This is a genomic window from Lysobacter sp. BMK333-48F3 (assembly GCF_019733395.1).
Classification (GTDB): Bacteria; Pseudomonadota; Gammaproteobacteria; order Xanthomonadales; family Xanthomonadaceae; genus Lysobacter.
This window is the reverse complement of sequence record NZ_JAIHOO010000001.1, coordinates 3,660,025-3,671,932: the sequence shown is the minus strand read 5'-3', so window position 1 is coordinate 3,671,932 and position 11,908 is coordinate 3,660,025. Positions and strand designations below refer to the sequence as shown.

General features: G+C 70.8%; 12 protein-coding genes. 4 read left to right on the top strand and 8 right to left on the bottom strand.

Going from position 1 to position 11,908, the window contains the following annotated elements; genetic code table 11:
- The first annotated feature begins 161 nt into the window (after positions 1 to 161).
- On the top strand, positions 162 to 1,292 hold the full coding sequence (locus K4L06_RS15865; RefSeq protein WP_221672321.1) for a carboxylate-amine ligase: 1,131 nt from the start codon (positions 162 to 164) through the stop codon (positions 1,290 to 1,292).
- Positions 1,293 to 1,428: 136 nt separating this feature from the next.
- Positions 1,429 to 2,247, top strand: coding sequence for a type 1 glutamine amidotransferase (locus tag K4L06_RS15860; RefSeq protein WP_221672320.1), 819 nt, complete (start codon positions 1,429 to 1,431; stop codon positions 2,245 to 2,247).
- Positions 2,248 to 2,299: 52 nt separating this feature from the next.
- Here K4L06_RS15860 and K4L06_RS15855 read toward each other — a convergent pair whose 3' ends face one another.
- From K4L06_RS15855 to K4L06_RS15840, 4 genes are all read right to left on the bottom strand, one after another.
- Entirely contained in the window at positions 2,300 to 2,644 is a 345-nt protein-coding gene (locus K4L06_RS15855; protein ID WP_221672319.1) for a RidA family protein, read from the bottom strand.
- 246 nt (positions 2,645 to 2,890) lie between these two features.
- Positions 2,891 to 3,586, bottom strand: coding sequence for a hypothetical protein (locus K4L06_RS15850; protein ID WP_221672318.1), 696 nt, complete (start codon positions 3,584 to 3,586; stop codon positions 2,891 to 2,893).
- A 228-nt stretch (positions 3,587 to 3,814) separates the two neighbouring features.
- Complete coding sequence (locus K4L06_RS15845) at positions 3,815 to 5,344, bottom strand: PhoPQ-activated protein PqaA family protein (protein ID WP_221672317.1); 1,530 nt, start codon at positions 5,342 to 5,344, stop codon at positions 3,815 to 3,817.
- A gap of 87 nt (positions 5,345 to 5,431) precedes the next feature.
- On the bottom strand, positions 5,432 to 5,887 hold the full coding sequence (locus tag K4L06_RS15840) for a hypothetical protein (protein WP_221672316.1): 456 nt from the start codon (positions 5,885 to 5,887) through the stop codon (positions 5,432 to 5,434).
- Between the two features lie 471 nt (positions 5,888 to 6,358).
- Between K4L06_RS15840 and K4L06_RS15835 the strand changes: the two genes are divergently transcribed.
- Entirely contained in the window at positions 6,359 to 7,561 is a 1,203-nt protein-coding gene (locus K4L06_RS15835; protein ID WP_221672315.1) for a S41 family peptidase, read from the top strand.
- Between the two features lie 132 nt (positions 7,562 to 7,693).
- Here the strand turns inward: K4L06_RS15835 and K4L06_RS15830 are convergent, their stop codons facing one another.
- The 4 genes from K4L06_RS15830 to K4L06_RS15815 all read right to left on the bottom strand — a co-directional run bounded on the left by K4L06_RS15830 (position 7,694) and on the right by K4L06_RS15815 (position 11,153).
- Positions 7,694 to 9,088, bottom strand: coding sequence for a hypothetical protein (locus tag K4L06_RS15830; RefSeq protein ID WP_221672314.1), 1,395 nt, complete (start codon positions 9,086 to 9,088; stop codon positions 7,694 to 7,696).
- Between the two features lie 342 nt (positions 9,089 to 9,430).
- Positions 9,431 to 10,024: an HAD family hydrolase gene (locus K4L06_RS15825; RefSeq protein WP_221672313.1), complete on the bottom strand. Its 594-nt coding sequence runs from the start codon at positions 10,022 to 10,024 to the stop codon at positions 9,431 to 9,433.
- A 55-nt stretch (positions 10,025 to 10,079) separates the two neighbouring features.
- Positions 10,080 to 10,388, bottom strand: a complete 309-nt coding sequence (locus K4L06_RS15820; RefSeq protein ID WP_221672312.1) for a PAAR domain-containing protein — start codon at positions 10,386 to 10,388, stop codon at positions 10,080 to 10,082.
- Between the two features lie 159 nt (positions 10,389 to 10,547).
- On the bottom strand, positions 10,548 to 11,153 hold the full coding sequence (locus K4L06_RS15815; protein WP_221672311.1) for a hypothetical protein: 606 nt from the start codon (positions 11,151 to 11,153) through the stop codon (positions 10,548 to 10,550).
- Positions 11,154 to 11,404: 251 nt separating this feature from the next.
- On the opposite strand from K4L06_RS15815, the gene K4L06_RS15810 reads away from it, so the two are divergent.
- On the top strand, positions 11,405 to 11,902 hold the full coding sequence (locus tag K4L06_RS15810; protein WP_221672310.1) for a VOC family protein: 498 nt from the start codon (positions 11,405 to 11,407) through the stop codon (positions 11,900 to 11,902).
- Positions 11,903 to 11,908 lie beyond the last annotated feature (6 nt).

The window sequence follows — 11,908 nt, the reverse complement described above, 5'->3', positions numbered from 1 at the left end:
GGGCGCGCTCCGGCACGCCCGCGTCGCCTGCGCGCCAGGGCGCTTGCGTCGCTCGCCCTCGCCCGGCCCGGCGCATCGTCTTCAACTGGAACTTACATCCGCCCGGCTACCGTGGGGCGCATGAGGATGTCCACCCGGTCGCAGTCGCGGGAATTCCCGCGATGAGCGCGCAGTGCGATTACAGCTTCGGCATCGAGGAAGAATTCTTCCTGGTCCGGCCCGAGACCCGCCAACTCGCCGCCCAGGTGCCGGCGCGCCTGCTCAAGCGCGCGCGCGCCGAACTGGGCGAGTCGATCGAGAGCGAGCTGCTGCAGGCGCAGATCGAAATCGCTTCGCCGGTGCAATGCGACATGGCCCAGGCCCGGCGCCAGCTCGGCCAGTTGCGCCGCGGGCTGTCCGAACTGGCCGGCGAGCACGGCCTGGCCCTGCTCGCCGCCGGCACCCATCCCTTGGGCCTGTGGCGCGAGCAGATCGAAACCGACAAGCCGCGCTATCGCCGCCTGGTCGAGGATTTCCAGATCGTCGCCCGGCGCAGCCTGGTCTGCGGCCTGCACGTGCACGTGCAACTGCCCGACGACGTCGACCGGGTGCAGGCGATGAACCGCGCCATGCCCTGGCTGCCGCTGTTCCTGGCGCTGTCGGCCTCCTCGCCGTTCTGGGACCGGCTGCGCACCGGGCTGATGAGCTATCGCCAGGCCATGTACGACGAGTGGCCGCGCACCGGGATCCCCGACTTCTTCGCCGACGAGGCCGCCTACGACGCGTTCGCCGCGGTGTTGGTGCGCGCCGGCGCGATCGCCGACGCCAGTTCGCTGTGGTGGGCGATCCGGCCTTCGCCGAACTACCCCACCGTCGAGCTGCGCATCGCCGACGCCTGCACCCGGCTCGACGACAGCCTGGCCATCGCCGCCCTGTACCGCTGCCTGATGCGGCATCTGGCGATGCATCCCACGCAGGCCCCGCCCTACGACGCCGCGCTGCGCCGGGTGATCGACGAGAACCGTTGGCGGGCCAAGCGCTTCGGCCTGCAGGCGCAGTTCCTCGATCAGCAAGGCCGCACCGAGCCGGCGCTGGAGCAATTGCGGCGCCTGCGCGAACTGTGCGCCGAGGACGCGCGCGCGCTGGACTGCGTCGAGGCGCTGCAGGCGCTGGACGCGATCGTCGAACGCGGCAACAGCGCCCAAGCCCAGTTGGCCTGCTATCGCGAACAGCGCGAACGCGGCGCCAGCCGCAGCGCCGCGCTGCGCGGCGTGGTCGACTGGTTGCTGCAGACTACGGTTTCCGGGCTTTGAACCGCCCCGTGCCCATCCACAGCATCCCGCCCCACAGCATCCCCACCCACAGCGTCCCCACCCAAGCCAGCCCGCTCGCAAGCCCCTAGCTCCGACTCGCCCCGATCCCGAACGATTCCACTGCGCCGACATCGCCATGAACTCGCCCGCACGCAAACTGCTGATCGGCCTCTCCCCGCGGCTGATGCGCAACCTGCCGCCGGAATACGGCTTCCGCAACAAGACCTTGCAGTACCTGGAGCAGTCGATGGCGCACTGGGTGATGTCCAGCGGCGCCCTGGTGGCGATGATCCCCACCGTCGATGCGCTGGGCGAGGTCCAGGCCAGCGACCTGTCGGTGAGCGATTACGCGCGCTCGCTGGACGGGCTGATCCTGCAAGGCGGCGCCGACATCGATCCGCAGGCCTACGGCGAGCAGCCCAGCGAGCTGCTGATGACCACCGACCCGGATCGCGATCGCTTCGAGCTGAGCCTGCTGCGCGCGTTCGTCGAGGCGGACAAGCCGGTGCTGGGCATCTGCCGCGGCATGCAGCTGATCAACGTCGCCCACGGCGGCAGCCTGTACCAGGACCTGATCGGCGGCGGCGCGACCGGCGACCAGCACTACATCCCGGCGCGCTACGACGAGCACGCCCACGCCCTGGATCTGCGCCCCGGCGGTTGGCTGCAGGCGCTGTACCCGCAACACGACCAGGCGCGGGTCAATTCGATCCACCACCAGGGCATCAAGGAGCTCGGCGCCGGGCTGGAGGTCGAAGCCTGGTCGCAGGACGGCATCCCCGAATGCATCCGCGGCCGCGAAGACGGCTTCGTGGTCGGCGTGCAATGGCACCCCGAATTCCACGACCGCCGCTTCCCCGATCTGTTGCCGGGGCGGCCGTTGTTGATGGCCTTCATCGAGGCGGCGCGCAATGCAGCGGGGAGCGGGAAGCCAGGAGCGGGAAGCGAGGAGTGAGTGGAGGTCGGGGCCCGCTCACTCCTCACTCCTACCCGCTATTTTTTCTGCTTCAAACGGCCGCGGTCACCACGATCTCGACCCGGAACTTCGGATTGGCCAGCGGCGCCTGCACGGTGGCGCGCGGCGGAGCCTGGCCTTCGGCGACCCAGGCGTCCCAGACCGCGTTCATGCCGGCGAAGTCGGCCATGTCGGCGAGGAAGATCTGCGCCATCAGGATCCGGCTCTTGTCGGTGCCGGCGCGGGCCAGCAAGGCGTCGACCGAGGCCAGGGTCTCGCGGGTCTGGCCGGCGATGTCCAGGTCCTCGCTGTCGGGCACTTGCCCGGCCAGGTAGGCCACGCCGTTGTACACGGCCATTTCCGACAGGCGCGAACCGACGTCGAATCGCTGGATCATTGCGGCACCTCGTTGTTGTGGGGCGGCCATTGTGCGGCAAGGTGCGGTGCTGGAGGGGAAGCACATTGGGGGCGGGAATCGGGAATCGGGAATCGGGAATCGGGAATCGGGAATCGGGAATCGGGAATCGGGAAAAGCAAATCCCCCCTGCCCCCCTTTTTCAAAGGGGGGAAGCATTGGGATTCGGGGAGACGGCTGGGACGGGGCGGAGGAATACTTGTTGCGGCGCCCCGCCTGTGTGCGGACTCACATCTCCGGCGTGCTGGCCTGGATGATGCGTTCGCTTTCCTCGCGCTCGGCGCCGCGGCCCTGCGCGGCCAGCGCGGCGTCGGCGTTGGCGCGGTGCTGGGCGCGCACTTGCGGCGGCAATACGTCGATCTGGCGATGGGCCTGGGCCTGGGCGCGTTGGCCCGGCGGCAGTTCGCAGTTGCGGCTGAGGATCTCCAGTTCATCGCCGTTGCGCGCGGCGCCGCTTTGCAGGTTGACCACCACGCCCAGGGTGTCGCCCATCGGCTCCAGCCGGGTGCAGATCGCGTCGATGGTGCCGTAGCTGCGCTGCGCGTTGCGATCGACGATGGCCAACAGGTTCTCCTCGTCGACCCACACCGCCGAGCGCACTCCGGCCACGCTCTTGGCGGCGATGCGGGCGTTTTCGCGATCGATCTTGCGCTCCGGGTCGACCAGCCGCACCGCCCGGCGCAGGTCCCGGTCCAGTTCGGACACGCTTTGCTGCAGGGCGGCCTGATCGCCGGCCATCGCCTGGCCGCGCATCGCGTTGAGCCGCTGCGCGGTTTCGACCCGGTCGATCGGCTGCCCGGCGGCGGCCGGCTGGGCCGCCTGGCGCTCGGCACGGTCGGCGCCGCAGGCCGACAGGACCAGCAGCGCCGGCAGCAGCAGGATGGAGGAGCGGCGGTTGCGTCCGCGCACGGCGCCAGCGTTCATCGCATCACCTCATGCAGCGAGTACGACCCGTCGTCGGCCGGGCCAGGACCGCCCCCGGGCGAGTTATACCGCGGGCGGCGCCGCGGCGAAGGCTGGGGGCGGACGCAAATGCGACGAACGTCTCAATAATCCATCCCGGCCAGAAACGAGCGCAGAGGCGCGAGGAGCGGTTAACGCCAAGTCCGGCCTCTGCCGGTCCGACTCACTCCTCTCCACTCACTGCGGCCTCTACTGCGGCACCATCAGGCACGCCCCCGCCCCATTCGCCGGCGGCCGGTCCGGGTAGCGCTCTTGCGGATACACATACACCGGCGTGGTGGCGACGAAGCCGTCGGCGAAGCGGAACTCGACGAAGGCCGCCGACCAGCCGCTGGCCGGCGTCGCCAACGGCAGCTCGACCCGGTTGCGGCGCAACGCCAGCGCGCTGTCGCGGTAGCGGATGCCGCAGGCGTAGCGGAAATCGCGGCCGGCCGGATTGTCGGCCTGCCACAGCGTCGCCGACACCGGCCGCTCGCTGGCCTGGGCGCTCAGGCGCAAGCCGTCGCCGTCGCGGCGCAGCGATGCGCGCACCTGCGGCAGCGCCGCGTGGCGCTGCCAGCGCTGCAGGGCCGGAATCAGGGTCTCGCGCATGTGCCGGCGCACCCCGCCATGGTCGGCGTTGGGCGCGGCGCGCAACGCGGTCGCGCCCGGCAGTTCGTCCAGGTACAGACGCTGCGCGTCGGGCGGAAAGAAGTCGTCGCCGCTGGCGCTGACCAGATACTTGGGAATCCGCAGGCGATGGCGATGGCGCGTGGCCAGATAGCGGTACGCGTCCTCGACCTGCATCAGCTTGGCGAAATTCGGCTCGCGGTAGCGCGCGGTGATGCCTTCCTGGTGGTACGGCAGCAGCGCGATCGGCCAGCCGCCGCCGTAGACGCGCTGGATGTGCTGCATCAATTCGGCGACGCGCAGGTCGATCACGTAGGACACCAAGGCCTCCACCCGCGGGTCGGCGACCGCGGTCAGCCACGCCGCCCAGGCGCGCTTGGACGCGCCGGTGACCACGAACGAGCGCACCTTCCACGCGCGCAGTTCGCGCTCGGCCAGGTCCATCGCCCGCACCGCGCCCTCGGCCATCGGCACGTGCAGGGGCAAGGTCGCATTGGCCTGCGGCGCATCGAGGAAGCGGCGCCAGGTCGCCGCGACCAGCACGTCTTCCTTGCGCGCGACGCTGTCGCCGGGCAGGGTCAGGTATTGATTGGGCAGGTCGGACACCGACACCACGATGGTCTGGGTGCCGCGCGCGACTTCCAGGGCCAGGGCCTCGTCGAAATCGCCCGGCGGCCGCGCCGGGTCGCTGCCGCCCGCGGTGTTGATACCGTTGTTGATCGCCAGCAACGCGGTCTTCGGCCGCGCCACCGTCGGCAGGTAGATGTCGACGCGATGGGTCCATTCGCCCGGCACCGCGCCGCCGCTCTCCGGCCAACGCTGCGAGATCAGCCGGTAGCTGCGCTTCTCGACCCCGTCCAGGGCGGTGCTGCCGAGGCTTTCGTAGCGCAGCGGCAAGCGCGACTGGCGCTGGCGGTAATCCGGCCAGGCCTGGCTGTAGTCGATGCCCGCCTCGGCCTGCGCCGACGCTGCCAGCAGCGGCTGCGCCGCGATCGCGCCGCCTCCGGCGAAGCCGGCGGCGAGCAAGGCCAGCCGCGCGCTCCAGCGCCGCAACGCCGCCGCGCCGGCGCTACGTCCGTGCCGCGAAAAACGTCCGTCGTGCCGGTCCATGCGCGGTTCCTCGTGGTTGGCCGGGGCACAGCCTAGCGGTTCGCCGTCGCGGCGCGTGTGTCGCAGGACGAAGAATGCGCCGCGCGCCTACAGCGCGCGCCAGGCCGCCAGCAGGCCGAACAGATGGACCAGGCCGACGCCCAGGCAGATCGCCGAGCTCCAGTACCAGAACGGCGTCGCCGGCTCCGGCACCGACGCCAGCGCCATCGGCACCACCGCCAGGCCGCGCAGCAGATAGATCGTGGTGATGGTGCACAGGGCCGGCTTGAGCAAGGGCCAGGCGCCGAACACGCCGGCGCCGGACAGGGCGTAGCCCGCCCATAACGCCAGCACGCCGGCGATGCCGGCGGTGAGCACCGCCGGATAGGCGCGCCCGGCTTCTGCCATCCTGGCCATGCCCTCGCCGGCGCCGAAGAAGCGGTACCAGGCGGGGCCGCCGAAAATCACCGCGACGTGCAACAAGGCGGCCGCGGCGTTCAAGCCGGCGGCGAACAGCAGCCAGGGTTGCGGGCCGGAAGTCGTGGGCGAACTGATCAGGGGCATTCGACGGTCCTGTCTGACGCTATGGTCCTGGATCGCGAGCCGGGTATGGCGCCGCGCGCCGCCCAGGGTCGAAAAACGTGACCGTTTGCGCGTGTGCCGAAAGCAACGGTCGCGTCGATCGGGCGGCGAATGCGTCCGCTTCGGCCAAGCGCGGGCACGATAGCGCACGCAACCCAGGCGCCGCCGTCGCTTGGCTGCGACCGATCGTCGCCGCCTGGCATCTACGGCATGGACCCTCTCGCGCTTCCGGCCACGGCGGCGCCAATCCCGGAGACCACCATGCCGTCCTGCTCGCGCCTCGGCGCCGTCCTGCTGCTCGCTGCCGTCCCCGTCTTCGCGGCCCCGCCCGTCTTCGCGGCCCCGCCCGTCCGCGCGCAATCCGCGGCCGAGCCGTCGCCTGCGGCCAGCGCCGCCGCCGACGCGGCCCCAGCCGCTCTGTCGCAAGACGCGCTGCGCAAAGCGGTCGCTGCGGTGGCGCAGCGCATCCAGGACCACTACTACGACCTCCAACGCGGACGCGAACTGGCGGACGCGCTGCGCAGCGAGAGCGAGCGCGGCGCCTTCGACCGCTACCGCGACCCGCGCGATCTGGCCAGCGCGCTGAGCGAGCGGATCAAGCCGCACGACGGCCACTTCCGGGTCAACTGGCGCGCGCCCGGCGCGGCGGCGCCGCTGGCCGGGCCGCGCCTGCGGCCGGCGCCGGACGCGGCCGCGATCGACTACGCGCGCCGGCGCAACCACGGCCTGCGCCGGGTCGAACTGCTGCCGGGCAACCTGGGCTACCTGGACCTGCGCGAATTCGCCCAGATCGATTTCGACGACCCGCAAGCGCCGGCGCGGCGCGCGCTGGATGCGGCGCTGGCCTTCCTCGCCGACTGCGATGCGCTGATCGTCGACCTGCGCGACAACGGCGGCGGCGCGCCCTCCTCGGTCGGCTATCTGGCCAGCGCCTTCGTCGCTCCCGGAGGCGACATCTACAACCGTTTCCGCTGGCGCGACGGCGACACCGTGCGCAGCAGCAGCGAAGCGCCGAAGATCGCCTACCCCGCGCCGCGCACCGACCTGCCCCTGTACGTGCTGACCAGTTCGCGCACCGCCTCGGCGGCCGAGGCCTTCGCCTACACCTTGCGCAACGTCGATCGCGCCACCGTGGTCGGCGAAACCAGCGCCGGCGCCGCCAATCCCGGCGGCGAGCGCGATGCCGGCGGCGGTTTCAGCGTGTTCGTCGCCGACGGCTCGCCGGTCAGCCCGGTCACCGGCCGCAACTGGGAAGGCAGCGGCGTCGCGCCGGACGTGCGCGTGCCGCAACACGAGGCCCTGCGCACCGCCCAGGCCCTGGCGCTGGAAGCGGTGCTCGCGCGCGGCCTGCCCGGCGCCAATGCCGAGGATGCGCGCTGGGCGCTGGACGCCCTGCGCGCGCCGGCATCGCCGGCACAGACCGACCCGGCCTACCTGGGCGACTACGGCCGGATCCGGATCGAACGCGATCAGGCGCGCCTGGCGCTGCGCAACGGCAAGCGTCCGCCGCAACCGCTGACCCGGCTGCAGTCCGATCTTTACTACCTCGGCGACGATCCCAGCGTGCGGGTGCGGTTCGAGCGCGACCGCGACGGCCGCGTCGCCGCGCTGCAACTGCAGCGCCCGGACGGCAGCGCGCAGCGTTACGCGCGCTGATGCGACCGGCGCCGGAGCGCGGCGGATTCACATCCGCCGCGCTTCGGCGTTTTCAGGGTCAGAGCGTCGCAGCCGGTGCCGGCGACCCCCTATCGACCGCCTCCGGCCCGGCTGTCGACGCTCGCCACGCGCCTACAGCGCGCGCAGGAACGCGACCAGGTCCTGCTTCTCCTGCGGCTCCAGCCGGGTCTGCAGGACCACGTTGAAGAACTCCACCGTGTCTTCCAGGGTCAGCAGGCGGCCGTCGTGCAGGTACGGCGGCGAGTCCTTGATTCCGCGCAGCGGAAAGGTCTTGATCGGGCCGTCGGCGCTGGCGAATCGGCCGTTGACGGTGTGCGGCTTGAAGAAGCGCTCGACCTGCAGGTTGTGCATGCTGTTGTCGGTGTAATACGGCGGCGCATGGCAGGCCGAACACTGCGCCTTGCCGAAGAACAAGGCCTCGCCGCGTTTCTCGGCTTCGCCCGCATCCGGCTTCAGCCGCCCCAGCAGATCGAGTTTCGGCGCCGGCGGGAAATCCAACAGCGCCTGGAACTCGCCCATCGCATGCACCTGGTGGCCGCGGTCGAGGATATTGATGCCCTTCTTGGTCGCGATCACCGGGTCGCCGTCGAAATAGGCCGCGCGCTGCTCGAACTCGGTGAAGTCCTCGACCGACTTGAGCGCGCGCTGGGAACCGAACAGGCGCTGGATGTTGACCCCGCGCAACGTCGGGGTGTCGATGCGATGGCGGAACGGCTGCGGCCGGATGTCGCCGACCAGGTGGGTGGCCGCGACCGTATGGCCGTTGCTGTGGCAGTCCAGGCAGGCCACGCCGCGGCTGGGCAAGGCCGAGCGCCGGTCCTCGGTCTGGTTGAACTGCTGCTGCGCGAACGGCGTCACCAGCAGGCGCAGGCCTTCCAGTTGCTTGGGATTGAGCACCCCGTTGAACAGTTCGAAGTAGTTGTTGATCGTGACCAGTTGGCCCTTGGACACGTCGCCCAGGTCCGGCCGGGTGGTCAGGAAGATCGGCGCGGGAAAGTCCGGCAGGAAGTGGTCCGGCAGATCGAAATCCAGATCGAAGCGCGTCAGGTCGCGCTGCTCGGCGCGCTTGAGCGCGTCGATGTGGAACTTGGGGAACAGCATGCCGCCTTCGGGGTGATTGGGATGCGGCAACGGCAGGAAGCCGGCGGGAAACAGGCCGCGTTCGCGGATCTGTTCCGGCGTCATCGATCCCAACTGCTCCCAACTGGCGCCGTCCGCCAGGCGCACCCGCACTCCGCCCTGCACCGGCTTGCCGCCGGACATGGTCAGGCCGCGCACGGGCTGGTTGCGCAGGTCGTAGCGCTGCTCGAGCAGGCTGCGCTGGCGCTGCTCCACCGCGGGCTTGTCGCGCTCCATGCGCGCCTTGATCGCGGCGAAGGTTTCCTTGATCACCACCGGCATGTAGCTGCTCGGCGGGTCGGCCGCCCAGGCGATGCCGGACGCGCCGATCGCGCCCGCGCACAACCACCATAACGGCCGCAGCCGTGGGGACTTGCGCTGCCTCATGTCGTTCTCCCTTGCTGGCCTGCTGGGTGGAAGACGCGGTTGCGGGCGCGCAGGCGCCCCGATCGACGCTAGTGCGCGCGCCGGGCGGGATGAAATCGTTTGATTCGATGGCTGCCATAGCCGCCGGCTATGCGCGCGACGACATCGGTGAACCGGCGTGCCTGCGATCAAGCCGCGAGTGCGCAGCCGATCATGGATCGCGGCGAGCGATCCGAACGGCGGGCGCAAATCGTCGCCAACGCGTCCGCTGCGGGCGAAGCCCCGGCGGGCGTGGCGGTGCCGGCGAATATCGCGAACCGCGACCGCGGTCATGCGCGATCGTGCATCGCGGCATCGCCCGGCTCAGGCGACTTCCTGCCAGCGGTAGTACTTGCGCTGAGCCAGTTCCAGCAAGGCCAGGTCTTCGACCGTGTCGCCGTAGGCGTACACGGTACCGTAAGCGGCCAGGTCGATGCGCTCGCGCACCCGCCGCGGCTTCTCCTCGCCGCAACAGTCGGCGCCGAGGTAGCGCCCGGTCAACCGGCCCTGCGCCGACTCCAGCCGCGAGCTGATCAATTCCAGCCCCTGCTCCTCGCACCACGCGGCGACGAACAGGTCCAGGTTCGCGGTCACCACCACCACCCGGTCGCCGCGCTCGCGGTGCCAGTCGATCCGCTGCAGGGCCTCGGGCCGCAGCCGCTTGGCCACCACCTCGCGCAGGTAGCGTGCGCCGGCCTCGCGCACTTCCTGTTCGTTGCGGCCGCGGTAGCCGAAGGCGACGATGCGCCGGCGCACCGTCGCCCCGGACAGCAGGCCGAGCTTGTAGCCGATTCCGTACGGCGCCAGCAGCACCTGCCCCCAGGCCAGGGTGCGCCGGTCGACGCTGGCGCGGACGAAGCCCGGGAAGGTTTCGTCGAAGGTGATGGTGCCGTCGAAATCGAATAGAGCCAGGTCCATGCCCGAGTGCGCCGCCTGCGAGTCCGCGAAGGCGCGCAGTCTAGCCGGACTCGGTTCAATCCGCGGCGCCGGTCTCGTATTCGACGACGAAGCCGCGGCCGTGCTCGATGATCGAACGGATCTGCCGCTGCGAGATCAGGATGCAGCCGCAGGCGCAGAAATCGCCGTGGCGCGCGGCCGCGCGGCCGTCGATGCGCCGATCCGGATCGCCGGTGGCGATGGTGGTCGCGCCGTGCACGCCGCAATGCACGGCGTCGCCGACCCGGGCCCAGCTCGGCCCGCCCGGGGTTTGCGCCGGCGCGCCGGAGACGACCGCGCCGCCGCCGCTGGTGGTGTCGCCGACCTGGATTGGATGCCGCACCATCGCCTACCTCCGCATTGCGTCGTAGCGCCTTGCAGGGCAAGACGCGCCCGCGCAGGCGCCGTGAGCTACCGCGGCGCGCGACCGGACCGGGCTCATGGTGAACGCGGTCGCGAATCGCATACAAGAGCAATTGAAAGTTGCGGCATCGGCGTGACTCCCTCAGCCCCGCGCCAGCGCGATCGCCGAACCGGTGAACGGCAGGATCAGGTCGTAATGCGGCGGCGCCGGCGTGATCGGCACCGGCACCGGCACGCTGGCGGCGGTGCCGAACTGGGTCACGCCGCGGCCGAGGATCTCGGCCAGGTCGTAATCGCGCTCGCCGAAGCGGAACGGCCGGCTTTCGACCAGCAGCGCGCTGAACACGTTGTCGGCGAACACCGCGCCCGGCGCGCCGCCGAGGCTGGCGTCGACCGTGGTGCCGACCACCAGCCCGGTACGGCGGAACACGGCGATGCGCTCGCCGCGCGCGAACGACGCCGGATCGTCGAAATCGCCGGCCGGCTCGCGCTGCAGATAGACCGAAAACTCGCCGACCGGGTCCAGCCCGAGCTGCAGCGCGCCGTTGGCCGCGCCGCCGGCCTGGAACGGCTGCGCGGCGAAGGTGAAATAGGCGTTGCCCTCGCCGACCGCGCCGGCGAACAGCGGCGCATCGATCCCGGACAGGTGAAGGAAATAGCCGTAGTCGGCCAACGCGCCGTCCTGGCGGCGGTAGAAGCGGCCGGTGACGTACCAGGCCAGTTCGGCGGGAGACAGCGGCAGGGGCATGGCGGGCTCGTCGGCAGGCGGGATTCCCCCTGAGCTAACGCCCCGGGGCCGAATCCGGAGGACAAACGACCGCCGGCCAATGTCGCGAAACGTGCGCGGGCGCTCACTCCACGAGGCGGTCCCCGGAGGCGACGCGACGATTTGTCGATCCGCGACCGGCCCGTTCGTCGAATCGACGACAACCGGACAATCCGCGGCCGCGCCGATGCGCTAGCGTGGCACGGCCGCGCCCGACCGCACGGAGAATCGCCATGACCGAACGCTTCCAGCGCATCACCCCGTTCCTGTGGTTCGACCAGCAGGCCGAACAGGCGGTGCACTACTACCTCGACACCTTCGAGCGCTCGCGCATCGTCCAGGAAACCCGCTACGACCGCGCCAGCGCCGAGGTCTCCGGACAGCCGGAGGGCGCGATCATGACCATCGCCTTCCAGCTCGACGGCCAGGACTTCACTGCGCTCAACGGCGGCCCGCATTTCAAGTTCAACGAAGCGGTCTCGCTGGTGGTCAATTGCCGCTCGCAGGAGGAAGTCGACCATTACTGGGATCGGCTCAGCGCCGGCGGCGACCCGCGCGCGCAGCAATGCGGCTGGCTCAAGGACCGCTATGGCGTGTCCTGGCAGGTGGTGCCGGAGGAACTGATCCGGCTGGTGAGCGATCCCGACCCCGGCCGCGCCCAGCGCGCCACCCAGGCCATGCTGAAGATGAAGAAGATCGACCTGGCCGAGCTGCGCCGCGCGGCCGGCTGAGCCGGC